We start from the raw sequence: 23,653 nt of genomic DNA, 5'->3' as shown, positions 1-23,653 counted from the left end.
CTCCGCCCGCGAAGAGAGGGAGAATTGCATTGTCCATCCGCCCGGTCCTATGACCCACAGATCAAGCCAAAAGAGGTCGCTTCCCACGATGATCCGTGCGCTCGCCGCAGCCGCCCTGCTCGCTTCCGTCTCCGCCCCGGCCCTTGCCCAGACTTCGGTGGTCCAGTCGGCACCGGCGCAGACCGCGCCCTATCCGAACACCATCCCCGATGCGCGCGACATCGCCTATCCGGGTACGCTGACGCTCGACATCGACGCGACCGACACGACGCGCGGCATCTTCAACGTCAAGCAGACGATCCCCGTCGCCAAGAGCGGGCACCTGGTGCTGCTCTATCCGAAGTGGATCCCCGGCAAGCACGGCCCGCGCGGCGAGATCGAGAAGCTGGGCGGCCTGGTCATCAAGGGCAATGGCAAGGTGATCCCGTGGAAGCGCGATCCGGTCGACGTCTTCGCCTTCCATCTCGACGTGCCGGCGGGCGTGAAGAAGCTCGATGCCAGCTTCAACTTCGTCTCGGCGACGGTGAACGACCAGGGCCGCATCGTGATGACGCCGAACCTGATGAGCCTGCAGTTCTTCTCGCTCAGCCTCTATCCGGCCGGCTATTTCACCCGCCGCATCCCGATCCAGGCCAAGGTGACCTATCCCGAGGGCTGGACGGCATCGTCGGCGGTGGACGCCAAGGTGGCGGGCAATGTCTACACCTATGACAAGACCAACTATGACGTGCTGATGGACTCGCCGGTGCTCGCCGGCCGCTATTACCGCCAGCTCAAGCTGACCGACCGCGTCTCGGTCGAGACCTATGCCGATGCGCCCGAGGAACTCGCCGCCAAGCCCGAGCATGTCGATGCGCTCAGGAAGCTGGTCGAGCAGGCGGTGAAGACCTTCGGCGTCGAGCATTACGACCATTACCGCTTCCTGTTCTCGATCAGCGACGAGCTGGGCGGCATCGGCGTCGAGCATCATCGCAGCTCGGAGAACGGCACGGGCCTGGGCTTCTTCACCAAGTGGGACGAGAAGGCGACCAGCCGCAACCTGCTGCCGCACGAATACACCCATAGCTGGGACGGCAAGTTCCGCCGCGGCGCGGACCTGTGGACCCCGGACTTCCGCACCCCGATGCGCGGCTCGCTGCTCTGGGTATACGAGGGCCAGACCCAGTTCTGGGGCTATGTCTTCCAGGCGCGCTCGGGCCTGGTGAGCAAGGCCGACACGCTCGACCAGTACGCCAACATCGCCGCGAACCTCGACAACCGGAAGGGCCGCACCTGGCGCCCGATGGGCGACACCACCAACGATCCGGTGATCACCCCGCGTTCGCCGAAGGGCTGGGTGAGCTGGCAGCGCTCGGAGGATTATTACAACGAGGGCCTGCTGATCTGGATGGATGCCGATTCGATCATCCGCGAGAAGAGCGGCGGCACCAAGTCGATCGACGATTTCGCGCACATCTTCTTCGGCGGCCGCGACGGCGATTATGGCGAGCTGACCTACAATTTCGACGAGGTGGTTTCGACGCTCAACCAGGTCGTGCCCTATGACTGGCACAAGTTCCTCGACGAGCGGGTGAACGGCGTGTCGCAGAACGCGCCGCTCGGCGGGTTCGAGCGCAACGGCTACAAGCTCGTCTACAACGACACCCCCAACAAGGCGACGCCCAAGAACAGCACCGACCTGTCCTATTCGATCGGCCTGTCGATGGGCGCCAAGGGTATCTCCGGCGTGATGTGGGGCAGCCCCGCCTTCGACGCGGGCATCACCCTGGCCGACGAGATCGTCGCGGTGAACGGCGCGGCCTATACGGGCGACAAGCTGAAGGACGCGGTGGCCGCCGCCAAGACCGGCAAGGCGCCGATCAAGCTCACCGTGAAGCGCGGCTCGCGCTACCGCGATGTTGCCATCGACTATCACGATGGCCTGCGCTATCCGCACCTCGAGAAAACAACCGAAGGAGAGGCTGGCCTGGATAAACTCCTCCAGCCGAAGTGACGGCAGAGGGGCGCCAAACCGCCCAGCTAAGGAAATACTAGCGTGCGTATCGATCTTATTCCGGTGGGTGATGATCCGCCGAACAGCCTGAACGTGATCATCGAAGTGCCCGTCGGCGGCGAGCCCGTGAAGTACGAGTTCGACAAGGCGAGCGGCGCGCTGTTCGTCGACCGCATCCTGCACACGCCGATGCGCTACCCGGCAAATTACGGCTTCGTGCCGCACACCCTGTCGCCCGACGGCGATCCGCTCGACGCGCTCGTCATCGCGCGCTCGCCCTTCGTGCCGGGCTGCGTCGTGCGCGCCCGTCCGATCGGCGTGCTCAAGCTCGAGGACGAGGCCGGCGGCGACGAGAAGCTGATCTGCGTGCCGGTGGACAGCACCTTCCCGTACTATTCGGACATCGGCGAGCGGCAGGACCTGCCCTCGATCGTGCTCCAGCAGATCGAGCACTTCTTCAAGCACTACAAGGACCTCGAGTCCGAGAAGTGGGTGCGCATCGGCCAGTGGGGCGATGCCGAGGAAGCCAAGAAGATCGTGATCGAAGCGATCGAAGCCGCAAAGAAGGCCAAGGAGGCCGCGGCCGCCTGAACCGGGCGCTGGCCTGGCGACTGTGCGCAGTGGCCGGGCTGGCGACGCTCGCGGCGTCGATGGGCTTCCCGCCCGTCGACGCCTGCGGTCCCACCCATGGTACGGGACCGATCATCGCGCTGGAACTGGTGCGAACCCCCGCCGCGCTCGCCGAGCTGTTCGGCCCGCCTTTCTGCTCCGGCACCTTCGAAGCCGCCCAGCTGCGCGCCAGCTGGTGGGACGCACTGGCCTTCATCCCCGCCTATGCGGCGTTTCTCGCGCTAGGGGCCATGGCGTTGCGCAACGATGCACCCCGCCTCTCCCGGATCGCGGTCGCGGTGCTGCTCGTCGCGGCCCTGCTCGACCAGGTCGAGGGGCTGATCCTGTTCCAGCTCGTGCCCCACTGGCAGAGCCCTCCGGGCCTGTTCGACGCGCTGTTCTTCACCGTGCGCCCCAAATTCGCGCTGCTCGGGCTCGGGTCGATGCTGCTCGCCGCCCTCGCCTGGCGCGGGCCGTGGCTCGGCAAGGTCGCCGCGCTGCCGCTGGCGGCCGGGGGGCTGGTCTCGCTCTGGTTCCTGTTCGCCAACCCGCATGACCCCATGATGATGCAGGGCCATCGCTATGCCTGGATGGCGCTGCTCGCGTTCGCCGCGATCGGATCGATCAAGCCAAGCTGGGTGAGCCGCGCATGAGCAAGCCACACCGCAAGGGCATCGGCAACATCATCGCGCCGCCGCGCTTCCTGCTGTTCATCGCCGTGACGGTGATTGCCGGCTGGCTCCTGTTGCCGCGGGTGGGACCGCATTTCGGGATCATGCTCGCCTTCGATGCCGGCGCGGCGGCATTCCTGCTCTCCGCCGCCCCGCTGCTCGGCCACCGTGCCAGCGGGATGCGGGAGAGTGCCTGCCGCAACGACGCCAACCGGCCGATGCTGCTCCTGATCACGGTGATCGTCGGCGTGGCGGTGTTCACCTCCATCGCCGCCGAGCTGATGAGCGGGATCAAGTCCAATCCCTGGGCGCTGCCGGCGATCCTCGGCACGCTGGCGCTGAGCTGGACGTTCAGCAACACGATCTACGCGCTGCACTATGCCCACATCTTCTACACCGCCGCCCGCGGCGGTGCCGATTCGGGCGGGCTCGAATTCCCCGACACCAAGGAGCCCGATTACTGGGACTTCCTCTATTTCGCGATCTGCCTGGGCATGACCTTCCAGACCAGCGACGTGACCATCTCCAGCCGACGCCTCCGCCGCGTGGTCACCGCGCACTGCCTGGCCGCCTTCGTGTTCAACCTCGGCATCCTGGCGTTCACGATCAACGTGCTGGGGGGCTAAGGTTCGAGCGTGCCCCTATCTTCCAGCAACTTCTCCGTCCGGCTCAACCGAGACAGCTGAAGTTCGACCTCCCTCCGCACTTGCATGCGAACCAGGTAGCGTAGAAGCGAGAAGATAGCTCCACCAGCGGCAGCAGCAATGGTCACCGCGTCCGCGGCGTTATTCAACGTCAACATCTGCGACCCTTCCTATTGCACAAGGCGTAGTCAGAGTGTCGCCACGAGCGGCATCGGTCCCGATGCATCTGCCTCATGGTAACTATCGCAGTCATATCTGTGGATGAATGGTCCGTATTGAACGAAATCGTCATCCGACCACACATCGAAGCGGAAATGGCGCCCTAACGCTTCCCGGCCCTGGGCTTCTTCGGCGGCGCCCGCCTTGCCGCCTCGATCGCCAGCAGCGCCCAGCGGCGCAGTTCGTCTGCGTCGTCATAGGTCTCGTCGGGCGCGCGGCGATAGTTGAGCGACTGGACCCTGCCGTCCTCGCGCGTCACCGAGAAGCGCGGCGTATCGCCCCATTCCGCCGCGCTCTCCGCATCCGCCTTCAACCACAGCGCGTCGAAGGCGAGAATCGCGAAGGCCAGCCCGTCGAAATAGAGCGCCGCGCCGCCGAACAGCCGCTTGCGGGTGACCGTCCCCAGCGGCTCGAGCGCCTCGGCGACCCAGTCGGCCAGGCCCTCGTCGATCGCCATCAGTCGCGCCCGGCCAGTGCCACCAGCGCATCGCCGCTGACCCGCTGCACGGTCCATTCGTCCATCGCCTGCGCGCCCATCGCGCGATAGAAATCGATCGCCGGCGTGTTCCAGTCGAGCACCGCCCATTCGAAGCGCCCGCAGTCACGGTCGAGCGCGATTCCCGCCAGATGCCGAAGCAACGCCTTGCCCGCGCCCGAGCCGCGCGCATCGGGGGTGACGTACAGGTCCTCGAGATAGATCCCCGGCTTACCGGTCCAGGTCGAGAAATTGTGGAAGAACAGCGCGAAGCCCACCGGCCTGCCGTCCAGCTCGGCGATCAGGCTCTCCGCCACCCGGCGCCCGAACAGCGCGTCGTGCAGCATCGCCTCGGTCGCCACCACCGCATCGGGCTCGCGCTCGTACAAGGCGAGCTCGCGGATCAGGTCGAGGATCAGCGCGACATCCTGCGGCGCGGCGGTACGGATGGCGATCATGAAAGCGCGGGCTCCACTTCTGGCTCGGCGATGCCGGGTTTGCTGCGGGCCGCCATCAGGCATCCCGCGACGATCAGCAAGGTGCCGCCCACGGTGAGCACGGTCAGCGGCTCGTGGAAGAACAGCCAGCCCATGATCGCCGCCCAGACGAACGCGGTGTATTCGACGGTGAGCAGCACCTGTGCCTCGGCCCGGGCATAGGCCCAGGAGAGCAGCAGCAGCGAGACGATCGCCAGGCTCGCGGCGAGCAGAACCAGCCACCATTGGCCCGGCGCGGGCATGGTGAGCAGCCAGGGCGCCGGCACGCAGAAGATCGCGAGGATGATCCAGTTCTGGAAGAAGGCGATCTCGATCGGCCCGGCCTGCTGCGCCTGGTGGCGGGCGATGACGAGATTGACCGCATAGAACACCGCCGAGGTCAGCACCGCGATCATGCCGAGCGCCGAATCGGGCCGATGCGGCGCGCCCAGCTGCCCCGCCAGGATGATCCCCACCCCGGCCAGCCCGAGCAGCGAGCCGAGGATCGAGCGTGCGCCGATCTGCTCCTTCAGGAAGATCGCGGCGAGCACCAGCGCGATCAGCGGCGCAATGAAGGTGAGCGCGATCGCCTCGGCCAGCGGCACGCGGACGATCCCCCAGAAGAAGGCGATGGCCATCACCGCAATCACCACGCTGCGGATCGCATGGATCCTGAGCACGCGCGGCGCGGGCATGCGCGGCCGGGTGAAGGCGAACAGCGGCGTCATGATCGCCACACCGGCGACCAGCCGCCAGAACAACGCCGCATAGGCACCGATGCCGAGGCTCAGTCCCTTCATCACCGCGTCCATGATCGAATAGAGCGCGATGCCGGCACAGGCGGCGAGCAGGGCGGTGGGAACTTTGGCGCGCATCAGCAGCGCTTAGCCGCCGGCCGCCGAGACGTCACGCGTCGCGGGTATCGGCCTGCTTCTCGTCAAGTTGGACCAGCCGGCCGACTTCCAGCTCGTCGATCCGCAGCTTGCCGATTCGCGCCCGGCCGATGCGCAGGCGCCCGATCGCGACGGCTCCCACGGCGACCGCGCCGAGCGCAAATCCGCCGATCATCGCGGCACTGAGCGCAAGGGCACCCACGGCCGAGGCGCCCGCCGCGGATACGCCTGTCGCAACCGCCCCGCGCTTCTCGACCGGCACCGGCGGCTTTGCCATATTCTATTCGGCCGCCACCGCGGCGGCCTCGCTGGCCGCCTCGATCTCCGCCGCCTTGGCCTCGACCAGCTTGACGATATGGTCGAGCATGTCGGCGTCGTTCACCGTGTGATCGGTGACGCCCGACAGATAGACCATGTGCTTGCCGTTGCCGCCGCCGGTCAGGCCGATATCGGTCTCGCGCGCCTCGCCCGGGCCATTGACCACGCAGCCGAGCACCGAGAGCGACAGCGGTGTGCGGATGTGCTGCAGCCGGTCCTCCAGCGCCTGAACGGTGCGGATCACGTCGAAGCCCTGGCGCGCGCAGCTCGGGCAGCTGACGACGCGGACACCCCTGTTGCGAATCCCGAGCGCCTTGAGGATCTCGAAGCCGACGCGGACCTCTTCCTCGGGCTCGGCCGAGAGGCTGACGCGGATCGTGTCGCCGATGCCGAACCAGAGCAGCGAGCCGATGCCGATCGCCGACTTGACCGTGCCGCCGACGAAGCCGCCCGCCTCGGTGATGCCAAGGTGCAGCGGGCAATCCACCGCGTCGGCGAGCTGCTGATAGGCCGCGACGGCAAGGAACACGTCCGACGCCTTCACCGCGACCTTGAACTCGTGGAAGTCGCGGTCCTGAAGCAGCTTGATGTGATCGAGCGCCGATTCGACCAGCGCCTCGGGGCACGGCTCGCCGTACTTCTCCAGCAGGTCCTTCTCGAGCGAACCGGCGTTGACGCCGATGCGGATCGCGCAGCCATTGGCCTTGGCGGCGTTGACCACTTCGTTCACGCGGTCGGCGCTGCCGATATTGCCCGGGTTGATGCGCAGGCAGGCGGCGCCGGCATCGGCCGCTTCCAGCGCACGCTTGTAGTGGAAATGGATGTCCGCGACGATCGGCACGCGGCTGGCGCGGACGATCTGCTTGAGCGCCGCAGTCGATTCGACGTCCGGGCAGCTCACGCGAATGATATCGACGCCGGCATCCTCGCAGCGGCGGATCTGGTCGATCGTCGCGCGGGCATCGGAGGTTGCGGTGTTGGTCATGGTCTGCACCGTCACCGGCGCATCGCCGCCAACGGGCACATTACCCACCATGATCTGACGGCTGGGCCGCCGGACGATATCGCGCCAGGGACGTACGGACATGGCGGCCATATAGGCGCTTTGCCCCCGCGGGACCAGCCACGAGAATGTCGAGATTCGGTGCAGTGCCGAGGGCGGCTTTACGCGATGCTAAGCAAAGCGGGTTAAGCTTGCGGGCTGTTCGATAGCCCGAGGCCAGATTTGCGGCACGACCCGATCCCTGTTGCCGCGCCGCGGACCAGCCAGCGCCATTATGGCATGGACTGGCTGCGCATCGCGGCATTCGGGCTGCTGATCCTCTATCACATCGCCATGGCCTTCTCGCCCTGGGACTGGGTGATCAAGACCGAGTACGCCTTTGGCTGGCTGATCCCGCCGATGGCGCTGCTCACGCCGTGGCGCCTCCCCTTGCTGTTCGCGGTGTCCGGCTATGCCTCGCGCAAGCTCTACGCGCGGGCGCCCCGCGACTTCGCCCGGAGCCGCGCCCTGCGGCTGCTCGTCCCGCTCGCCTTCGGCATGGCGGTGCTGGTGCCGCTCGAGATGTGGGTGCGGGTGATGGAGAATGGCTATCCGGGCGGATACCTCCATTTCTGGGCGCTCGACTACTGGCGCAGCGGCATCTTCTGGGGCCGCGAGTTCCCGAGCTGGGAGCATCTCTGGTTCGTCGCCTATCTCGCCGCCTACACGCTGCTGCTCGCCGCCATGCTGGCCTGGGATGGCGGCCGGACGATGCGTGGCATCGAAGCAGCGGCGGCGTGGCTGACCAGGGGACGCCGGCTGCTCTGGGCACCGGTGGTGGTCCTGGCCGCGGCCCGGCTCGCGCTGCTGTTCGTCGCGCCCGAGCGCCAGGGGTTGCTGCGCGATTGGGGCGGGCATGCGCAATATGTGCCGATCTTCCTGTTCGGCTTCGCGCTGGCCGGTACGCCAAGCCTGTGGCCTGCGATCGCCCGCAACTGGAAGCCCGGCGCCGCGATGGCGGCGCTGGCCGGTGCCGTGGTCGTCTCCGTCGAACTCATCTGGCCGGGCACCAATGTGCCGCCGCACGAAGTGATGGCGCTCGACCGCGCCGCGCGCGTCGCCATGGCCTGGGGGATGATCCTGGCGCTGTTCCACATCGCCGAGACCCACTGGAACCATGACCATCCCCTGCGCAAGCCGCTCGCCGAAGCGGTGTTCCCCTTCTACATCGTCCACCACCCCGCGATCGTGCTGATCGCCTGGTACTCGCTGCCCTTGCACCTGAGCGCCCCGCTGGACTTCGCGCTGCTGCTGGGCGGCACCGCCGGCGTGTGCGCCGCGACCTATCTCATCGGCCGGCGGATCGGCTGGCTGCGTCCCTTGATCGGACTCAACCGGCTGGCGAAGCCCGAAAGCTCTGCTAGGGAAACCGCGCCTGCTTCTGGAGTAGTCTGATGCGCTTTCTCGTGATCCTCGCGGCCCTGATCGGCTTCGCCGCGCCCGCCAATGCCTATTGGGAATATGGCCACCAGACCGTCGCCGCGATCGCCTGGCGCAACGTCACACCGGCCACCCGCGCGAAGATCACCCAGCTGCTCCGCCACACCGATCTGCTCAAGACCGAAGGCTGTCCGGCGACCAACATCGAGGAAGCCTCGGTCTGGGCCGACTGCATCAAGAAGCTGGGCAATGACTGGCGCTATGCCTCGGTCTGGCATTACCAGGACGCCGACGTCTGCAAGCCGTTCGACGTGACCGCCGAGTGCAAGGACGGCAATTGCGTCTCCGCCCAGATCGAGCGCGACGTGAAGCTGCTCAAGGACCGCAAGGCGCCGCAGGTCGAGCGCGTCAAGGCGCTGCTCTTCCTCGTCCATTTCGTCGGCGACATCGGCCAGCCGCTCCACGGCGCCGAACACGACCACGACGCCGGCGGCAACAAGGCGCAGGTCAGCTATGGCATCTACACCACCGACCGGCTGAACCTCCATTCGGTGTGGGATGGTCTGCTCGCCGAGCGCGCGATCACCTCGGGCCCGAACATCGTCCGCACCTACAGCCGCGCCGACCGCGCGAAGCTCGGCGGCGGCACCGTGCAGGACTGGGGCAAGGACAGCTGGGAGCTGGCCAAGGCCGTCTATGCCGACCTGAATGACGGCGATGCCTGCAAGCCGATCACCGGCCGCGTCTCGATCACCGAGCCGATGATCCAGAAGTGGGTACCCGAAGCGCGCACCCAGGTGATCAAGGGCGGCCTCCGCCTCGCCCGCCTGCTCGACGAGGCGCTGGGCTGATCCCAGCACGCATATCCGTCATCCCGGCGAAAGCCGGGATCTCAGGCGATGCCGCGGGACAGGAGCCGCATGAGATCCCGGCTTTCGCCGGATGACGGGCTGAGTTGCAATGTAGGATTTCGCCTGCTCGGATCGTGCGGCCGGCTCTTTCAGGCCCGGCCGCTCTTTGCATCTGTAGGAAAGATAGGATCACGTCCGCGCAAGGATGTCATGAGATGCGGCGCACGCGCGGGAACCGTGTCAACTTTGGCGCCGGGAAAACACGCTTTTGGTGGGCCCTTTGCGAACTTTGGCGAGTCGCCGGCGCGGGCGCGGTAGGATTGTTTCGAGCGCTTACTGATCCCCGCCCCAGCGAAAGCGCCACTCCCCGTCGGTCTTGATCGCGAGCAGCCAGAGGAAGGCGACGACCAGCGGCACGAGCAGCACCAGCCACATCCGGTCGCGGTGGGTCGCGAAATTGACGAGCAGGCCGACCAGCGCACCGAAGACCAGGGTCGCCACCCAACCCTGCCAGGTGACCGGCACCGCGCCGAAGCCGAACTTCTTGGGACGGAACCAGTATCCCGGGCGCACCCGGAAAGCGTTGCCGATCATCGGAACAACTCCATGGCGATGCCGGCGAGCAATGCCGCACCGGCGAGGAAAAACAGGATCGGGCGCCGTTCACGGCCGGCCTGATGGGCAAGCAGCATCTGTCTACTCCTGGTCTTCGCCCTCTTTCGCCTTGGGCGGGCGGCCGCGCTTGGCGCGCACCGGCTCGGCCAGCTTCACCCCCCGCTTGCCCAGCGCCTCGCGCAGCAGGCATTCGACCTGGGCGTTGACGCTCCGGAGGTCGGCCGCAGCGGAGCGCTCGATCGCCGCATAGAGGGCGGGATCGAGGCGCAACGGAAAGGCTTTCTTCTGGGGCGGCTGGGACACGGGTTACGCCTTACTGGTACAGCGAGCCCGTGTTGACCACCGGCTGCGTATCGCGCTCGCCGCACAGCACGACCATCAGGTTCGAGACCATCGCGGCACGGCGCTCGTCGTCGAGATGGACGACATCCTTGGCGGAGAGCTGGGCCAGCGCCATCTCGACCATGCCGACCGCACCCTCGACCAGGGTCTGGCGGGCGGCGACCACCGCCTGGGCCTGCTGGCGGCGGAGCATCGCGCCGGCGATCTCCTGGGCATAGGCGAGATGGGTGAAGCCGCACTCGTCCACGGTGATGCCGGCGACGCGCAGCCGCTCGATCAGTTCGCCGCGCAACTCGGTGCCGACCTGGTCGTGATTGCCGCGCAGCGTGACTTCCTGATGCTCGAAATCGTCATAGGGATAGCGCGAGCCGATGGTGCGCACCGCCGCCTCGATCTGGACGTTCACGAACGCCTTGTAGTCGTCGACGTCGAACAGCGCCTGCGCCGTGTCGGTCACGCGCCACACCACCTGCGCCGCCATCTCGATCGGGTTGCCGCGCAGGTCGTTCACCTTGATGCGCTCCGAGATGATGTTGTTGGCGCGCACCGAGACCTTCTTCTTGATCAGCCACGGCATGGCCCAGCGCAGGCCGGTGGCACGGTCGGTGCCCTGATAGTCGCCGAACAGCGTGATCACCGCCGCCTGGTTGGGCTGGAGCAGATAGAAGCCGCAGAGCACGAACAGCTCGACCACGATCGCGGCGAGCAAGGTGGTGATCACGATCCAGTCGGCAATGCGGTCGATCTGGCTGAGCGCACCCCCGGCCGCGACGAGCGCGACCAGCGCCACCAGCAGCATCCCATAGCCGCTCGCCGTGATTGCGGACTTCTCGCTGCTCTGGCGCAGTGCCGGTGCGACGCTACGTACGTCGGTCATTCTTGCCTCCCATAATTATGATATCGTATTTATATCGAGTCGGAGCTCCCCGCAAGCGGAATCGGATGGCGGTTCATCCCGCGCTCATCGGTGGCGGAGAGAGTGCGCGGCGCCGTTCGATTGGGGGAAGCGATGCGATCCAGCCTGTCAGTGCTTTGTGCCGTCCTGCTCGTCGCCGCCGCGCCTGCCTTTGCCCAGCCCTCCGCCACGGCCATTGCCCGGGATGCCGACGCGGCTCTGGCGGCGGCGATCGATCCGAAAGGCTCAGGCGCGGTGGTGCTGATCGCGCGGGGCGACACGATCCTGTATCGCAAGGCCCGCGGCATGGCCGAGGTGGAGCTGGGCGTGCCGCTGTCGCCCGACCAGGCCTTCCGCATCGCTTCGATCTCCAAGAGCTTCACTGCCGCGCTGCTCGTCCAGATGGCGGCCCGCGGCGAAGTCGCGCTCGATGCGCCGGCGATACGCCACCTGCCCGACGTGTCGCTCGATCCACGCATCACCCTGCGCCAGTTGCTCAGCCACACCGCCGGCGTCGCCGAGAACGACTCCGCACCGCAGCCCCCGTTCGGCAACGGCGAGGTGCCATTGGCCGAACAGGTCCGCCGGATCGCCGCCCGGCCGCTGAGCTTCGAGCCCGGCACCGTGCAGCGTTACTCGAACGCCGGTTACATCCTGCTCGCCGCGGTGATCGAGAAGGTGACCGGCCAGGGCTGGGACGCGGCGATGCGGACCCGGCTGTTCGCCCCGCTGGAGCTGGCCGACACCGCCTATGACCGCGCCGACATGGTCGTGCCCGGCCGGGTGGCGGGCTATGCGATGGACAAGGGTGTCCTGCGCAACGCCGCGCCGTTCAACGTCTCGATCCCCAAGACCGCCGGGTCGCTGCGCTCGACCGCGACCGACCTGCTGCGCTGGATGCGCGCGCTGTCGCAGGGCAAGGTGGTCGGGACCGAAGGCTTCGCCGAAATGAGCAGGCCGGCGCTGGCGGGGGTGGGCATACAGGATCGCTACGGCCTCGGCCTGTATCGCTGGCAGGTGCGCGGGCAGGACGCGATCGGCCATACCGGCCAGATCAACGGCTTCGCATCGGCACTGTTCTACCTGCCGGCCGAGGATGCAACGGTAGTGGTGCTGGCCAACAATGACGGCTTCGACGCACAGGCGCTCGCCCGGCGCATGGCGGCGATCGTGATCGGCAGACCCTATCCGCTGCTGGCCGCCAGCCAGGTACTGCCCAGGGACGCGACCGCACTGGTCGGCACCTATGGCAGCGATCCGGCGACGATGCGCATGGTCGCCATCGCCGGCGACCGGATCACCGTGGCACGGCCCGGCCGCCAGCCGCTCCCCGCCATGCTCGACGGCCAGGGCAATATCCATTTCGTGCCGGACGAGCTCAGCTATTTCGCACCGGTCCGCGACGGTGCCGGCAAGGTGATCCGGCTCGACTATTTCGCCCGGGGTGAGGGCCCGGCGCTCGCACTCGAACGCAAGCCCCAGCCATGAAAAAGGCCGCCGGAATTGCTCCCGGCGGCCCTTTCATTCTCGAGGAAACGCCTCAGCTGATGACGATGGTCACCGCGCGGCGGTTCTGCGCCCAGCTGGCGTCGTCCGAGCCGAGCGCGATCGGGCGCTCCTTGCCGTAGCTGATCGTGGTGATGCGGGCCGGCGAGATGCCGCGCGAGGCCAGATAGTTCTTCGCGGCATTGGCACGGCGATCGCCGAGGCCAAGGTTGTACTCGCGGGTGCCGCGCTCGTCGCAGTGGCCCTCGATCGTGATCCGGGTGTTCGGGTGCGCGGTCAGCCACTGCGCCTGGCTGTCGAGGATCGCACGCGCCTCGGGATCGATGTCGTACTGGTCGAACGAGAAGTGGACCGTATCGCTCGACACTTCGCGGCGGAACTGCTCGTTGAGCGGCGCGGCGACGGTGTCGCTATCCCCCTCACCGGCATTGACCGGGCCAGTCTCCGACGGCGCGGGCGGGATATCGGCGACATTGCGCTTCTTGGTGCAACCCGCAGTGGCGATCAGCGCGATGCCGAGCACCAGGCCAGTCGTGATCTTGGACATGGTCATTTCCTCCTAGATGTCGCATCGGACCCGCTTGCCCGGACCCATAGCACAGATGCGGTAACGTTTCAGGGGCGAATCGGTCCCCAGCTGGGATCCGATCCGTCGAGCGGCGTGGGGATACGCCGCGCATTGGTGCCGGTGAGATCCACCGACCACAGGTCCGGACGGCCCGAACCCTGGGCCGAACGGAAGAACATCAGCACGCGGCCATTGGGCGACCAGCTCGGCGCCTCGTCGCCCCAGCTGTTGGTCAGCAGCTTCTCACCGCCGCCCGAGGGGTTCATCACGCCGATCCGGAATGCGCCGCCACCGGTGCGGGTGAAGGCGATCAGATCGCCACGCGGGCTCCACACCGGCGTCGCATAGCGGCCGCCGCCGAAGCTGATCCGGTGCTGGTTCGAACCGTCCGCGTTCATCACATAGAGCTGCTGGGTGCCGCCGCGGTCACTCTCGAACACGATCTTCGAGCCGTCGGGCGAATAGCTGCCGCCGGTGTCGATGCCGGGCGAGGACGTGAGCCGCTGCGGCTCGCCGCCGGCGGTCGCGACGCGATAGACGTCGGTGTTGCCGGCCTGCGCCATCGAGAAAAGGATGTTGCGGCCATCGGGCGAGAAGCGCGGCGCGAAGCTCAGGCTCACGTTCGACACGAGCAGCCGGTTCTGCCGCGAGGCCATGTCATAGACATAGATGGCCGGCTTGCGCTGGGTATAGCTCATGTACACGATCGCGTTCTGCTTCGGCGACATGCGCGGGGTGAGCACGATCGACTGGCCGTTGGTCAGGAAGCGGTGGTTGGCGCCGTCCTGGTCCATGATCGCCAGCTGCTTGCGGCGCTTGTTCTTGGGGCCGGTCTCCGCGACGTAGACCACCTGGCTGTCGAAATAGGGACCTTCGCCGGTGAGCTTGGAATAGACCGCATCGGCGCACTTATGCGCGGCGCGGCGCCAGTCGCCTGGCGAGACGACGAAGCCCTGGCGGACCAGCTCGCTCTGCAGCAGCACGTCGTAGAGATAGCAGCCCACGGTCAGCGAGCCGTTGCCATTGGCGCGGACATAGCCCTGGATGATCGCCTGGTTGCCGTTCCAGCTGCCGTAATTGGGGGCGGCGACTTCGCTATAGGCGATGCCGCGGCTGGCCGAGGGCCCGCGCGTCTTGAACAGGCCGGTGTTCCGCAGATCGTCCTCGACGACCTGGGCCAGCTTGGTGCCGAGCTGGTCGGTCGGGCCCGCGGGCGTATCCACCGTCTGCGAGGTCGGCATCGCGGGAATCGCGATGACCAGATCCTTGGCAGCCGTATTGCTCACGTCGACACTGAGCGGCGTGTCCTGATCCGGGGTCGGGATCGGCGCGGGTGCCGGCACGTCCTGCGCCTGTGCGACGGTGGCCGCGCTGCTCGCCAGCAGGGCCGCGATGGAAAGGGAGGCAAGCTTCATGGTCACATGTCCTCGAACAATGTCGGTTTGATCACCTTCCACGCTTCGTAGAATTGCGGTGGTAGCTTGAAGGGGGCGGCGAGCCTGACCGCACGGATCGCGCGGTCACGGGCCAAATCCGCCTGAGCGCGATTGCTGTCGGTCACACCGCTCTGGCCCACAACCTGCGGAGCACTGGCGAGCGAACCGTCAGGATTGAGGCGAACCTGAACAACGGTACGCAACTTGTCCGAGTCGGCCCCGCTCGGGGGCGCCCAGTGCGGACGGATCTGTCGCATGACTTCCGCCTGAAGCGCAGCCTTGACCTCGGGCCCGACATTCGCCGCAGGCGGCGTGGTCGAAGTGCTCTTCGCGGGCTTGTCGCTGATGCCGTTGAGCAGGCCATCGAGCCGCCCGGTCGGCGCCACCGGGCGGTTGGACGGGCGCGAAGGCGCCTGTGCCGGGGCGGGTTTGGTCGGTGCCTTCGGTGCAGGCTTCGTCGAATTGGACGCAGGCAATGGCTTGGGCGCAGGCTTGACCGCATCCGGCGCGGGCGCCGGCTTGGGCGGGGTCGGCTGCGGCTTCGCGACCGGCTGGGGATTGGGCGCAGGCTCGGGCGGCGCGCTGTCCGGCTCGATCGGCGCTTCGACCGGCGACAGCTTGGCAGCCGGCTCCTCACTGGTCGGGGTCGGCGACGTGCTCTCGAGCGCGACCTGATCGACCAGCGCCACTTCGATCGGCGTCGGCTTCAGCTTCAGGGGATTGGGGGTGGCGAGGAAGCCGACCGACAATATGCCGAACAAGGCGACATGCCCGATCAGCGCAATCGTCAGTCCTGCTCCCTCGGTCCGGTCCATCACGGCTTGGTGCTCGCATCGGTGATCAGCGAGACGCGGTTGAGCCCGGCATGGTTGAGCTCGCCCATCACCTTCATCACCTTGCCATAGCCCAGGCCCTGGTCGGCGCGCAGGAACACCGCCGCCGGCTTGCCGTCCGGGCCCGGTGCACGGCCAGCGATCTCCTCGAGCTTGGCGGGCAGCGCGGCGTCCGCGGTCAGTTCGTTGTCGATGAAGATCTGGCCCTTGTCGTCGATCGAGACCTGGACGGGCTTCTGGTCCTGGTCGACCGGCTTGGCCCGGCTCTCGGGCAGGTTCACCGGCACGCCGGCGGTGAGCAGCGGCGCGGTGACCATGAAGATGATCAGCAGCACCAGCATCACATCGACCAGCGGCGTGACGTTGATGTCGGCCATCGGCGCGCGGCGGCCGCGCGACTTGTTCGAAGGGAGATGCATCGCCACCGGCTTAGGCCTCCATCTCCAGGCGACGGCTGAGCGTCGCATGGAAACCGTCGGCGAAGCGGTTGAGCCGCGCCTCGACGCGGTTCACGCCGTGCGAATAGCGGTTGTACGCGATCAGCGCGGGGATGGCGGCGAACAGACCGATCGCGGTGGCGAACAGCGCCTCCGCGATGCCCGGCGCGACCACGGCGAGCGACGAGCTCTGTTCCTTGGCGATGCCGGTGAAGCTGCGCATGATACCCCAGACCGTGCCGAACAGGCCGATGAACGGCGCTGCCGAGGCGATGGTGGCGAGGAAGTTGAGGCGATCGGCGAGACGGTCGATCTCCTGGGCGATGGTCGCGCCCATCGCGGTCGCCAAGCGCTCGCGGGTGCCTTCGCGGTCGATCGCCTTGCCGCTGGTCGAACGACGCCATTCGGTGACGCCGGCGGCGAAGACGCGGGCGATCGGCTGGTCGCGGCCGGCGGCGCGGCGGTGGAACTCGTCGATATCGTCGGCCTCGCGATACTCGCCCTCGAACCGGTCGATCGCCTTCTTCACGCTGCTCACCCGGAAGCCGAACGAGAGGATGATCGCCCAGGTCCATAGCGAGGCGAGCAGCAGGCCGATCATCACGGCGCGCACCACCCAGTCCGCCTGCAGGAACAGGCCGATCGGCGACATGGTTGCGGCGTCGGTGCTGATGAATTCCATGATCGGTTCAGTTTCCCTTGAAGACCAGCGGCGCGAAACGTTCCATCCACCCAGCCGGCTGGCGGCGAGGACGGCCGGACGGGGCGACGAACACCGCCTCGATCTCCGCTTCGGCCACTATGGTAACGTCGCGCATGACTCGTTGATGAATATCCACTGCGGCGGGGCGCAGCTGGACCAGCCGGCTGACCACCACCAGTTCGTCGCCCAGGCGCGCCGGCGCCCGGTAGCGAATGTTCGCCTCGCGGAGCGCATAGGCGCCCTCGCCTGCTTCATGGGCGGCGCGCTGGTCGATGCCGGCCAGGGCCAGCATATCGGAGCGGGCGCGCTCCATGAACCGCAGATAATTGGCGTGGTAGACCACGCCGCTGAGGTCGGTGTCCTCGAAATAGACACGCAGGACGAAATGATGCTCGAGGCCCTCGAAGCGGCCAGGGGCGAAACGGACGTCCATGCCCGGCCCCTAACGCAGCACTTTCCGTGGGGGAACCCCTTGCCTCAGTCGAACAGCCCTTCCTGCGCGGTGGACGGAGGATTGAGCCCGAGATGCTTCCAGCCGGCGACATTGAGGCAGCGCCCCCGCGCCGTGCGCGCGATCATCCCGATCTGGATCAGATAGGGCTCGATCACTTCCTCGATCGTGTCACGTGGCTCGCTGAGACCTGCCGCCAGCGTCTCCACCCCCACCGGTCCGCCCTTGTAGATGTCGGCGATCATCATGAGGTAGCGCCGGTCCATCGCATCGAGGCCGAGCGCGTCCACTTCGAGCCGGGTGAGCGACTGGTCCGCCACCCGGGCGTGCACCGTCTCCTCGCCCAGCACATTGGCGAAATCACGCACCCGGCGGAGCAGGCGGCCGGCGATGCGCGGGGTGCCCCGCGAGCGGCGAGCGATCTCGTGCGCACCATCGGGGGCGACATGCAGGTCGAGCAACGAGGCGGCGCGGGTGACGACCTTCTCCAGCTCGTCGACGCCGTAGAAATTGAGGCGGACCGGGATGCCGAAGCGGTCCCGCAACGGCTGGGTGAGCAGCCCCTGGCGGGTGGTGGCGCCGACCAGGGTGAAGCGCGGCAGGTCGATCCGCACGCTGCGCGCCGACGGCCCCTCGCCGATCATCAGGTCGAGCGCGCGGTCCTCCATCGCCGGATAAAGGACTTCCTCGACCGCGGGATTCAACCGGTGGATCTCGTCGATGAAGAGGACGTCGCCATCCTCGAGATTGGTGAGCAACGCGGCCAGGTCCCCGGACTTGGCGATGACGGGCCCGGACGTGGAGCGGAAGCCGACACCCATCTCGCGGGCGATGATCTGGGCGAGCGTGGTCTTGCCCAGGCCCGGGGGGCCAAAGAACAGGACATGGTCCAGCGCATCGCCGCGCTGCTTGGCGGCATCGATGAACACACGGAGATTCTCGCGCGCCGCCCGCTGGCCGACGAACTCGTCGAGGCTCTTGGGACGCAGCGCAGCATCCACATCGTCGGCGCGGCGGGCGGAGGAGAGGAGGCGATCGGGGTCGGTCATGAACGGACGGCCGCTACACTATGTGAACCCGGCTGGGCATCGGCTTTGGCTGGAACCGCAAACACAGATATGGCGGCGGCGAGAATTCCCAGCGAGAATGCAGCGGCCGAAATCCATCCCGACAATTTCGACGCAGCACCCTTCTTCTGCGCAGCCGTGATCGCAGCTTCGATTTCGCGCCATCTTGCCTCGTCCAGCGACTGATCGGCCTTGACCTGCGTCCAGAAAACCAGCGCGTTTCCAACCGGAGCAATCATCGCGCGGTTCGCCAACTGCCCGAAAAAGGCGATGGCCAAAGCAGCCATGGTCCCGATGTAGAAGAACAGCAGCGGCGCAGCCTTGTGCGCAGGGGGCAACATCGCCCCGTTCAGGACGGCAGCAGCGGCGGCACCGTTGATCGCAAGCATCGACGCCATGAGCCAGCGATAGGACGCGCTGGTTTCCTCGATCAGGGACTTGAGGCCCGCCTGTGTCAGCGCGATCTGCTGATCCGCCAAAGGTATCAATGCATCGCTCACCCCAGAAGCCCACTCAGCAGCGCCGGGTGGAAGCCCCAGCCGAGGAACCCGCACAGCCCCATGAACAGGCCGAAGGCGCCGAAGGCCCAGCCGGCCCAGAGCAGCCAGCCGCTCTCGACCAGCGCGGCGACCGCGGCGATCGAGATGGCGGTGGAGACCGCCGCGTCGCTCGCATCGAACTGGTCGTCATGGACGTTGAGCGCGTCATACTGGTCGCTCTGCGCCCTGGCATCGGCGGCGAGGCGGGGCGCTTCGGCCTTGTACTTGGCGATGTCGCGGTCGAGCCCGGCGAGGACCGGTGCGGCGCGCTTCGGATCGGCGAGCGCGGCGATCTGGACGCGGCTCGCCTCGGCGACGTGCTGCTTGGTCTTGGTCGCCTGATATTCGTTCCACTTGTCGACCGAGGCCGACTGGGCCTGCGCCATGGCCTGGACGATGTTGCCGTCCTTGATGCCGCACAGCCCCATGAACACCGAGAGCACGACCACGGTGATCGCCACCTTGCGGTTGAGCGACTTGTCCTTGGCCTCGGCGCTGACTTCGATTTCCATGGTCCCGCCCTATCCTGCCCGGAGCGATGCGACTAGGTCCGCGGCATGCCCCGTCCCGACCTGTTGCTCGTCTCGAACATCCCCGCTCCGCTGCGCACCGCGCTGGCCGAGCGCTTCACTCTGCACGAGGGCGATCCGGTACCCGGGATCCGCGTGGTGGTGGGCGGCGGCATGGCGAAGCTCGACGCGGCGCTGCTCGACCGGCTGCCCGACCTGGAGATCGTCGCGATCCACGGCATCGGCCATGACGGGATCGACCTGGCGGCGCTGCGGGCGCGCGGCATCCGGCTGACGCTGACCCCGGACGTGCTGACCGAGGATGTCGCCGATCTCGCCATCGCGCTGATGCTGGGCGTGCAGCGCCGGGTGGCGGCGAACGATGCGCTGGTGCGCGGCGGCGGCTGGGCCGCGCCGCTCGGCCGGCGGGCGAGCGGGCGGCGGATCGGCATCTTCGGCCTGGGCCGGATCGGCCATGCCATCGCGGAGCGCGCCGCGCCCTTTGCCGGCGAACTGCTCTACAGCGCCCGCACCGAGAAGCCGGTGCCCTGGCGCTTCGTCCCCGACATCGCCGCGCTGGCCGAGGCGAGCGAGGTACTGATCCTGGCGGCTCCCGGCGGTGCGGAGACCGATGGGATCGTCGATGCCGCGGTGCTCGACCGGCTCGGCCCCGACGGCGTGCTGGTCAACATCGCGCGCGGCAGCCTGGTCGACGAGGAAGCGCTGGTCGCGGCGCTGGCCGAGGGCCGCATCGCCGGTGCCGGGCTCGACGTGTTCGCGCACGAACCGCAGGTGCCCGAGGCGCTGAAGGCGATGCCGCAGGTGGTGCTCGCCCCGCACCAGGGCAGCGCCACCGAGGAAGGCCGTGCCAAGATGCGCGCGCTGGTGCTCGCCAATCTCGACGCGCATTTCGCCGGCCAGCCGCTGGTGACCCCGCTGATCTGAGCGGCGCTCAATCATGATGCTCGACCGTGCCGGTGATGCTCAGCCAGTCGCATTGCCGCTCCTCCCACACCGAGACGGTGGGTGCCGGAAAGGCGGGATCGGCGAAATTGCCGACGGCGACCGCGATCAGATCGGGCATGCCGCCGCCCCGGTACCAGACGGTGCTGCCGCAGGTGGGGCAGAAGTGGAAGTCGGTCGGCGCGCCGCCGCTCTCCGAGGCCGCGACCCAGGTGGTGGATTCACCGGTGATCTTCACCCGATCGAGCGGCCAGCGCGCCTGCACCGCGAAGGCCGATCCGCTGCGCTGCTTGCAGTTGAGGCAATGGCAGACCGAGATGCGCACCGGCTCGCCCGCGCATTCGGCCCGGAGCCGGCCACAGCGGCAGGAGGCGGTGCGCAGGGTCACTTCGCCGCCTTGCGCAGCGCGAGGCGGACCAGTGCGTCGAGCGTCGCGCCCGTGCCGAGCTCGTCGGCCGCGGCGTTGACCGCCGCACTCGCCTCGGCCGGCTTGAAGCCGAGATTGAGCATCGCCGACACCGCATCCTGCGCCGCACCGCCCGGCGGGGCCGCACCCCCGCCGGCAACGAGCGTGACGCCGCCGGCCTTGTCCTTCAATTCATTGACGATGCGCTGGGCGAGCTTGGGGCCGACGCCGTTCGCCCGGGCGATCATCGCCGCGTCCGCGCGGGCGACGGCGGTCTGCACTTCCTCGGGGGAGAGAATCGAGAGGATCGCCAGCGCGACCTTGGCGCCGACGCCCTGCACGCTGGTCAGGTGGCGGAACCAGTCGCGCTCGGCCGCGGTGGCAAAGCCCATCAGCCGGATCGAGTCCTCGCTGACCAGCATCTCGGTGTGCAGCGTCGCGAACTCGCCGACCGCACCCAGCGCCGCCAGGGTGCGGGCCGAGGCGCCGGCGAGATAGCCGACCCCGTTCACGTCGATCACGACGCTGTCGATCCCGGTCGCCTCGATCCGGCCCTTGAGATGCGCGATCATGCCGCCCGTCTCCGACATTCAACCAGATGGTCGAACGAAAATGTTGAATCCCTTGAATCGCTCCGCATGCGCGGGCGAGGCGAGATCGATGGACGAGAGATATGCCGGCTCACAACCGGTACATAAGCGGAACAGCCGGGTGTAGGAAAGCGAAATCACCCTGTCGGCACTGGCGGACGCCCCCGCGGCTCCCCAGTTCACGGGGAGGGAATTGGGGGACATTCGATGCTCGTCGCGCTGCTCGGTCTCTGGTGCATGCTGATGCTGGCGGAAGGCACGCCGGCAGGGCGGCTGATGCGGCGCGCGCTGGTCGAATGGCCGGCGGCGCAGCTGGCGCGGATCCGGCGCGGAGCGGTGATCAGCTGGGCGCTGCTCGGAGCGATCGCGCTGCTGTGCTTCTGGTTCCTGGAAGAGGACGGCCTGCGGCTGTTCACCATGGCGATGCCCGAGATCGCCGGCTGGATCTCGATGTTCGAGATCAGCGCGCTGGTCGATGCGCTGGTCGTGACGGCGGCGGCAGCTTCCTCGCTCCGGCTCGGCACGGTGCGGGGGTGGGTGGCGGCGCGGCTGCCGATGGGGCGACGCACGACCCGGGCGCGGCGGGTGCGGCCGGTGGAGCGCAGCGCCGCCAATGATGACGAGGATGGAGCGCTGGCGCTCGCGGCGTGAGCGCCCCGCCTGGAAGGGCTTGATCTCCCCTTCCTGGAAGCGAGGGGAACCGATGACTGAGGGGCCCGTTAGCGCAGCCCGAAGCGCGCGCTGGCGAGGTGATGGGCGTGGCAGATCGCCACGGCGAGCGCGTCGGCGGCATCGGGCCCGTCGATCTTCACGCCGGGCAGCAGGCGCGAGACCATCGCATGGACCTGCTCCTTGTCGGCATTGCCGACGCCGACCACCGATTTCTTGACTGTGCTCGGCTTGTACTCGCCGACATCGATACCGGTCCGCGCGGCGGCGCACAGCACCACCCCGCGCGCCTGGCCGAGCTTGAGCGTCGACTGGGCGTTGGAGTTGACGAACACTTCCTCGACCGCGGCGGCTTCCGGCGCATGATCGGCGATCAGCGCGGCGAGCATGGCGTCAAGATGCGCGAGCCGGCGCGGGAGCGGCGCCTGGGTGTCGGTCTTCAGCTTGCCATTGGCGAGGTGCGACAGTCGATTCCCCTCGGCACGGATGAGCCCCCAGCCGGTGGTGCCGAGGCCGGGATCGAGACCGAGGATGATCATAGAAAATTCCTCCCCGAGCTTGTCTCGGGGAGGGGGGCGTAGCTGCGATCAGCGACATGCTGGGAGCATGTCGCAGCCGCGGAGCCGGATTGCGAAGCAATCCGTGGGTGCAGCATGGTGGAGGGGCGCCGCACAGCGGCGATGGGGAAGAGGAAGCCGGCGCACCGCGCCTTGCGGCGCGGCCCCTCCACCACGCCCTGCGGGCGCGGTCCCCCTCCCCGAGCAAGCTCGGGGAGGAATTGGATCAACCCAGCTTCTCCATGACCTCGTCCGAGACTTCGTAATTGCCCCAGACGGTCTGGACGTCGTCGTCGTCGTCGAGCGCGTCGATCAGCTTGAACAGCTTGGCGGCGTCTTCCTCGCCGACCTCGACCATGGTCTGCGGGCGCCAGGCGAGCTTGGCGCCTTCGGCCTCGCCGAGCACCGGCTCGAGCGCCTTGGCGACTTCGTGGAGGTCGCCCTGGGCGGTCCAGATCTCGTGGCCTTCCTCGGAGCTGGTGACGTCCTCGGCACCGGCTTCGAGCGCGGCTTCGAACACCTTTTCGGCGTCGCCGGCCTTGGCGGGATAGTTGATCAGGCCCATCCGGTCGAAGCCGTGGCTGACCGAGCCGCTCGCGCCGAGATTGCCGCCGTTCTTCGACACCGCGGTGCGCACGTTCGTGGCGGTGCGGTTGCGGTTGTCAGTCAGCGCCTCGATGATCAGCGAGACGCCGGCCGGGCCGAAGCCCTCATAGCGGATCTCTTCGTAATTCTCGGTGTCGCCCTTGCTCGCCTTGTCGACGGCGCGCTGGATATTGTCCTTGGGCATCGACTGCGCCTTGGCCGCGTTGATCGCGGCGCGCAGGCGCGGGTTCATGTCGGGATCGGGCAAGCCCATCTTGGCGGCGACGGTGATTTCGCGGCTTAGCTTGGAGAACATGCCCGAGCGCTTCTTATCCTGCGCGCCCTTGCGGTGCATGATGTTCTTGAATTTGGAATGGCCTGCCATTGCGCTCTCGTATGAAACTGGTGCGC

30 protein-coding genes are annotated in these 23,653 nt (G+C 67.6%); 9 read left to right on the top strand and 21 right to left on the bottom strand.

Annotated elements, in window-relative coordinates; translation table 11 throughout:
- Positions 1 to 88: 88 nt before the first annotated feature.
- From GGR46_RS18635 to GGR46_RS18620, 4 genes are read left to right on the top strand one after another with little or no spacing between them, the layout of a single operon-like run.
- Positions 89 to 1,993 carry a M61 family metallopeptidase gene (locus tag GGR46_RS18635; protein ID WP_183999504.1) on the top strand — a complete coding sequence of 635 codons (1,905 nt, stop codon included), beginning with the start codon at positions 89 to 91 and terminating at the stop codon, positions 1,991 to 1,993.
- Positions 1,994 to 2,035: 42 nt separating this feature from the next.
- Positions 2,036 to 2,584 carry an inorganic diphosphatase gene (gene ppa / locus GGR46_RS18630; RefSeq protein ID WP_183999503.1) on the top strand — a complete coding sequence of 183 codons (549 nt, stop codon included), beginning with the start codon at positions 2,036 to 2,038 and terminating at the stop codon, positions 2,582 to 2,584.
- A 29-nt stretch (positions 2,585 to 2,613) separates the two neighbouring features.
- On the top strand, positions 2,614 to 3,255 hold the full coding sequence (locus GGR46_RS18625) for a hypothetical protein (protein WP_183999502.1): 642 nt from the start codon (positions 2,614 to 2,616) through the stop codon (positions 3,253 to 3,255).
- Positions 3,252 to 3,899: a DUF1345 domain-containing protein gene (locus GGR46_RS18620; protein WP_183999501.1), complete on the top strand. Its 648-nt coding sequence runs from the start codon at positions 3,252 to 3,254 to the stop codon at positions 3,897 to 3,899. Before GGR46_RS18625 ends, GGR46_RS18620 begins: the two co-directional genes overlap by 4 nt.
- A 340-nt stretch (positions 3,900 to 4,239) precedes the next feature.
- Here GGR46_RS18620 and GGR46_RS18615 read toward each other — a convergent pair whose 3' ends face one another.
- From GGR46_RS18615 to ispG, 5 genes are read right to left on the bottom strand one after another with little or no spacing between them, the layout of a single operon-like run.
- Positions 4,240 to 4,593, bottom strand: coding sequence for a TfoX/Sxy family protein (locus tag GGR46_RS18615; RefSeq protein ID WP_183999500.1), 354 nt, complete (start codon positions 4,591 to 4,593; stop codon positions 4,240 to 4,242).
- Positions 4,593 to 5,069, bottom strand: coding sequence for a GNAT family N-acetyltransferase (locus GGR46_RS18610; RefSeq protein WP_183999499.1), 477 nt, complete (start codon positions 5,067 to 5,069; stop codon positions 4,593 to 4,595). Before GGR46_RS18610 ends, GGR46_RS18615 begins: the two co-directional genes overlap by 1 nt.
- Positions 5,066 to 5,962 carry a DMT family transporter gene (locus tag GGR46_RS18605; protein ID WP_183999498.1) on the bottom strand — a complete coding sequence of 299 codons (897 nt, stop codon included), beginning with the start codon at positions 5,960 to 5,962 and terminating at the stop codon, positions 5,066 to 5,068. Before GGR46_RS18605 ends, GGR46_RS18610 begins: the two co-directional genes overlap by 4 nt.
- Before the next feature lie 31 nt (positions 5,963 to 5,993).
- On the bottom strand, positions 5,994 to 6,257 hold the full coding sequence (locus GGR46_RS18600; RefSeq protein ID WP_183999497.1) for a hypothetical protein: 264 nt from the start codon (positions 6,255 to 6,257) through the stop codon (positions 5,994 to 5,996).
- A gap of 3 nt (positions 6,258 to 6,260) precedes the next feature.
- Positions 6,261 to 7,385, bottom strand: coding sequence for a flavodoxin-dependent (E)-4-hydroxy-3-methylbut-2-enyl-diphosphate synthase (gene ispG / locus GGR46_RS18595; RefSeq protein WP_183999496.1), 1,125 nt, complete (start codon positions 7,383 to 7,385; stop codon positions 6,261 to 6,263).
- A gap of 195 nt (positions 7,386 to 7,580) precedes the next feature.
- Between ispG and GGR46_RS18590 the strand changes: the two genes are divergently transcribed.
- Both GGR46_RS18590 and GGR46_RS18585 read left to right on the top strand, forming a co-directional pair.
- A complete protein-coding gene (locus GGR46_RS18590; protein WP_183999495.1) occupies positions 7,581 to 8,735 on the top strand; it encodes an acyltransferase family protein in 1,155 nt (384 codons plus the stop codon).
- Complete coding sequence (locus tag GGR46_RS18585; protein ID WP_183999494.1) at positions 8,735 to 9,571, top strand: S1/P1 nuclease; 837 nt, start codon at positions 8,735 to 8,737, stop codon at positions 9,569 to 9,571. Before GGR46_RS18590 ends, GGR46_RS18585 begins: the two co-directional genes overlap by 1 nt.
- Positions 9,572 to 9,904: 333 nt before the next feature.
- Here the strand turns inward: GGR46_RS18585 and GGR46_RS18580 are convergent, their stop codons facing one another.
- The 3 genes from GGR46_RS18580 to GGR46_RS18570 all read right to left on the bottom strand — a co-directional run bounded on the left by GGR46_RS18580 (position 9,905) and on the right by GGR46_RS18570 (position 11,405).
- Positions 9,905 to 10,165, bottom strand: coding sequence for a hypothetical protein (locus GGR46_RS18580; protein WP_183999493.1), 261 nt, complete (start codon positions 10,163 to 10,165; stop codon positions 9,905 to 9,907).
- Between the two features lie 102 nt (positions 10,166 to 10,267).
- Positions 10,268 to 10,489: a toxin-antitoxin system HicB family antitoxin gene (locus tag GGR46_RS18575; protein ID WP_183999492.1), complete on the bottom strand. Its 222-nt coding sequence runs from the start codon at positions 10,487 to 10,489 to the stop codon at positions 10,268 to 10,270.
- Positions 10,490 to 10,499: 10 nt separating this feature from the next.
- Positions 10,500 to 11,405, bottom strand: a complete 906-nt coding sequence (locus GGR46_RS18570; protein ID WP_183999491.1) for an SPFH domain-containing protein — start codon at positions 11,403 to 11,405, stop codon at positions 10,500 to 10,502.
- 132 nt (positions 11,406 to 11,537) lie between these two features.
- Here GGR46_RS18570 and GGR46_RS18565 point away from each other — a divergent pair, with 132 nt between their 5' ends.
- Positions 11,538 to 12,911: a serine hydrolase domain-containing protein gene (locus GGR46_RS18565; RefSeq protein WP_183999490.1), complete on the top strand. Its 1,374-nt coding sequence runs from the start codon at positions 11,538 to 11,540 to the stop codon at positions 12,909 to 12,911.
- 52 nt (positions 12,912 to 12,963) lie between these two features.
- Here the strand turns inward: GGR46_RS18565 and pal are convergent, their stop codons facing one another.
- From pal to GGR46_RS18520, 9 genes are all read right to left on the bottom strand, one after another.
- Complete coding sequence (gene pal / locus GGR46_RS18560; protein ID WP_183999489.1) at positions 12,964 to 13,476, bottom strand: peptidoglycan-associated lipoprotein Pal; 513 nt, start codon at positions 13,474 to 13,476, stop codon at positions 12,964 to 12,966.
- A 68-nt stretch (positions 13,477 to 13,544) separates the two neighbouring features.
- On the bottom strand, positions 13,545 to 14,912 hold the full coding sequence (gene tolB / locus GGR46_RS18555) for a Tol-Pal system beta propeller repeat protein TolB (protein ID WP_183999488.1): 1,368 nt from the start codon (positions 14,910 to 14,912) through the stop codon (positions 13,545 to 13,547).
- Between the two features lie 2 nt (positions 14,913 to 14,914).
- On the bottom strand, positions 14,915 to 15,748 hold the full coding sequence (locus tag GGR46_RS18550) for a TonB C-terminal domain-containing protein (RefSeq protein ID WP_183999487.1): 834 nt from the start codon (positions 15,746 to 15,748) through the stop codon (positions 14,915 to 14,917).
- Positions 15,748 to 16,191, bottom strand: a complete 444-nt coding sequence (gene tolR / locus GGR46_RS18545) for a protein TolR (protein ID WP_183999486.1) — start codon at positions 16,189 to 16,191, stop codon at positions 15,748 to 15,750. The genes GGR46_RS18550 and tolR overlap by 1 nt, the downstream gene beginning before the upstream one ends.
- Before the next feature lie 4 nt (positions 16,192 to 16,195).
- Entirely contained in the window at positions 16,196 to 16,885 is a 690-nt protein-coding gene (gene tolQ / locus GGR46_RS18540) for a protein TolQ (protein WP_183999485.1), read from the bottom strand.
- Between the two features lie 7 nt (positions 16,886 to 16,892).
- Positions 16,893 to 17,339, bottom strand: a complete 447-nt coding sequence (locus GGR46_RS18535) for a YbgC/FadM family acyl-CoA thioesterase (RefSeq protein WP_183999484.1) — start codon at positions 17,337 to 17,339, stop codon at positions 16,893 to 16,895.
- A gap of 44 nt (positions 17,340 to 17,383) precedes the next feature.
- Positions 17,384 to 18,406 (bottom strand): Holliday junction branch migration DNA helicase RuvB, encoded by a 1,023-nt coding sequence (gene ruvB, locus GGR46_RS18530; RefSeq protein WP_183999483.1) that lies wholly within the window; start codon positions 18,404 to 18,406, stop codon positions 17,384 to 17,386.
- Positions 18,403 to 18,924: a hypothetical protein gene (locus tag GGR46_RS18525; protein ID WP_183999482.1), complete on the bottom strand. Its 522-nt coding sequence runs from the start codon at positions 18,922 to 18,924 to the stop codon at positions 18,403 to 18,405. The genes ruvB and GGR46_RS18525 overlap by 4 nt, the downstream gene beginning before the upstream one ends.
- Entirely contained in the window at positions 18,921 to 19,475 is a 555-nt protein-coding gene (locus GGR46_RS18520) for a DUF4337 domain-containing protein (protein ID WP_183999481.1), read from the bottom strand. Before GGR46_RS18520 ends, GGR46_RS18525 begins: the two co-directional genes overlap by 4 nt.
- 45 nt (positions 19,476 to 19,520) lie before the next feature.
- On the opposite strand from GGR46_RS18520, the gene GGR46_RS18515 reads away from it, so the two are divergent.
- The gene (locus tag GGR46_RS18515; RefSeq protein ID WP_183999480.1) at positions 19,521 to 20,417 is read left to right on the top strand and encodes a 2-hydroxyacid dehydrogenase; all 897 of its coding nucleotides are present in this window, start codon (positions 19,521 to 19,523) and stop codon (positions 20,415 to 20,417) included.
- A gap of 7 nt (positions 20,418 to 20,424) precedes the next feature.
- Here the strand turns inward: GGR46_RS18515 and GGR46_RS18510 are convergent, their stop codons facing one another.
- Together GGR46_RS18510 and ruvA are read right to left on the bottom strand one after the other, a co-directional pair.
- Positions 20,425 to 20,823: a GFA family protein gene (locus GGR46_RS18510; protein WP_183999479.1), complete on the bottom strand. Its 399-nt coding sequence runs from the start codon at positions 20,821 to 20,823 to the stop codon at positions 20,425 to 20,427.
- On the bottom strand, positions 20,820 to 21,413 hold the full coding sequence (gene ruvA / locus GGR46_RS18505; protein WP_184000098.1) for a Holliday junction branch migration protein RuvA: 594 nt from the start codon (positions 21,411 to 21,413) through the stop codon (positions 20,820 to 20,822). Before ruvA ends, GGR46_RS18510 begins: the two co-directional genes overlap by 4 nt.
- A gap of 225 nt (positions 21,414 to 21,638) precedes the next feature.
- On the opposite strand from ruvA, the gene GGR46_RS18500 reads away from it, so the two are divergent.
- On the top strand, positions 21,639 to 22,082 hold the full coding sequence (locus GGR46_RS18500; protein WP_183999478.1) for a hypothetical protein: 444 nt from the start codon (positions 21,639 to 21,641) through the stop codon (positions 22,080 to 22,082).
- A gap of 68 nt (positions 22,083 to 22,150) precedes the next feature.
- On the opposite strand, the gene ruvC is transcribed toward GGR46_RS18500, so the two are convergent.
- Together ruvC and GGR46_RS18490 are read right to left on the bottom strand one after the other, a co-directional pair.
- Entirely contained in the window at positions 22,151 to 22,639 is a 489-nt protein-coding gene (ruvC, locus tag GGR46_RS18495; protein ID WP_183999477.1) for a crossover junction endodeoxyribonuclease RuvC, read from the bottom strand.
- A gap of 244 nt (positions 22,640 to 22,883) precedes the next feature.
- A complete protein-coding gene (locus GGR46_RS18490) occupies positions 22,884 to 23,627 on the bottom strand; it encodes a YebC/PmpR family DNA-binding transcriptional regulator (RefSeq protein ID WP_183999476.1) in 744 nt (247 codons plus the stop codon).
- Positions 23,628 to 23,653: the final 26 nt, after the last annotated feature.

Source organism: Sphingomonas kyeonggiensis (genome assembly GCF_014196745.1).
GTDB classification, from domain to species: Bacteria; Pseudomonadota; Alphaproteobacteria; order Sphingomonadales; family Sphingomonadaceae; genus Sphingomonas; species Sphingomonas kyeonggiensis.
The sequence above is the reverse complement of the archived record's forward strand: the minus strand, read 5'-3'. Positions and strand labels throughout refer to the sequence as shown.

What these genes read in the sequence shown, in the direction of transcription:
- GGR46_RS18535 (WP_183999484.1), bottom strand. Translation starts at nt 17,339, where the DNA reads ATGGACGTCCGTTTCGCCCCTGGCCGCTTCGAGGGCCTCGAGCATCAT.
- GGR46_RS18580 (WP_183999493.1), bottom strand. Translation starts at nt 10,165, where the DNA reads ATGATCGGCAACGCTTTCCGGGTGCGCCCGGGATACTGGTTCCGTCCC.
- tolB (WP_183999488.1), bottom strand. Translation starts at nt 14,912, where the DNA reads ATGAAGCTTGCCTCCCTTTCCATCGCGGCCCTGCTGGCGAGCAGCGCG.
- GGR46_RS18550 (WP_183999487.1), bottom strand. Translation starts at nt 15,748, where the DNA reads ATGGACCGGACCGAGGGAGCAGGACTGACGATTGCGCTGATCGGGCAT.
- ispG (WP_183999496.1), bottom strand. Translation starts at nt 7,385, where the DNA reads ATGTCCGTACGTCCCTGGCGCGATATCGTCCGGCGGCCCAGCCGTCAG.
- GGR46_RS18515 (WP_183999480.1), top strand. Translation starts at nt 19,521, where the DNA reads ATGCCCCGTCCCGACCTGTTGCTCGTCTCGAACATCCCCGCTCCGCTG.
- GGR46_RS18605 (WP_183999498.1), bottom strand. Translation starts at nt 5,962, where the DNA reads ATGCGCGCCAAAGTTCCCACCGCCCTGCTCGCCGCCTGTGCCGGCATC.
- GGR46_RS18590 (WP_183999495.1), top strand. Translation starts at nt 7,581, where the DNA reads ATGGACTGGCTGCGCATCGCGGCATTCGGGCTGCTGATCCTCTATCAC.
- GGR46_RS18490 (WP_183999476.1), bottom strand. Translation starts at nt 23,627, where the DNA reads ATGGCAGGCCATTCCAAATTCAAGAACATCATGCACCGCAAGGGCGCG.
- GGR46_RS18635 (WP_183999504.1), top strand. Translation starts at nt 89, where the DNA reads ATGATCCGTGCGCTCGCCGCAGCCGCCCTGCTCGCTTCCGTCTCCGCC.
- ruvA (WP_184000098.1), bottom strand. Translation starts at nt 21,413, where the DNA reads ATGATCGCGCATCTCAAGGGCCGGATCGAGGCGACCGGGATCGACAGC.
- ruvC (WP_183999477.1), bottom strand. Translation starts at nt 22,639, where the DNA reads ATGATCATCCTCGGTCTCGATCCCGGCCTCGGCACCACCGGCTGGGGG.
- ruvB (WP_183999483.1), bottom strand. Translation starts at nt 18,406, where the DNA reads ATGACCGACCCCGATCGCCTCCTCTCCTCCGCCCGCCGCGCCGACGAT.
- GGR46_RS18520 (WP_183999481.1), bottom strand. Translation starts at nt 19,475, where the DNA reads ATGGAAATCGAAGTCAGCGCCGAGGCCAAGGACAAGTCGCTCAACCGC.
- GGR46_RS18565 (WP_183999490.1), top strand. Translation starts at nt 11,538, where the DNA reads ATGCGATCCAGCCTGTCAGTGCTTTGTGCCGTCCTGCTCGTCGCCGCC.
- GGR46_RS18500 (WP_183999478.1), top strand. Translation starts at nt 21,639, where the DNA reads ATGCTCGTCGCGCTGCTCGGTCTCTGGTGCATGCTGATGCTGGCGGAA.
- tolQ (WP_183999485.1), bottom strand. Translation starts at nt 16,885, where the DNA reads ATGGAATTCATCAGCACCGACGCCGCAACCATGTCGCCGATCGGCCTG.
- GGR46_RS18620 (WP_183999501.1), top strand. Translation starts at nt 3,252, where the DNA reads ATGAGCAAGCCACACCGCAAGGGCATCGGCAACATCATCGCGCCGCCG.
- GGR46_RS18570 (WP_183999491.1), bottom strand. Translation starts at nt 11,405, where the DNA reads ATGACCGACGTACGTAGCGTCGCACCGGCACTGCGCCAGAGCAGCGAG.
- GGR46_RS18610 (WP_183999499.1), bottom strand. Translation starts at nt 5,069, where the DNA reads ATGATCGCCATCCGTACCGCCGCGCCGCAGGATGTCGCGCTGATCCTC.
- GGR46_RS18600 (WP_183999497.1), bottom strand. Translation starts at nt 6,257, where the DNA reads ATGGCAAAGCCGCCGGTGCCGGTCGAGAAGCGCGGGGCGGTTGCGACA.
- GGR46_RS18585 (WP_183999494.1), top strand. Translation starts at nt 8,735, where the DNA reads ATGCGCTTTCTCGTGATCCTCGCGGCCCTGATCGGCTTCGCCGCGCCC.
- pal (WP_183999489.1), bottom strand. Translation starts at nt 13,476, where the DNA reads ATGTCCAAGATCACGACTGGCCTGGTGCTCGGCATCGCGCTGATCGCC.
- GGR46_RS18615 (WP_183999500.1), bottom strand. Translation starts at nt 4,593, where the DNA reads ATGGCGATCGACGAGGGCCTGGCCGACTGGGTCGCCGAGGCGCTCGAG.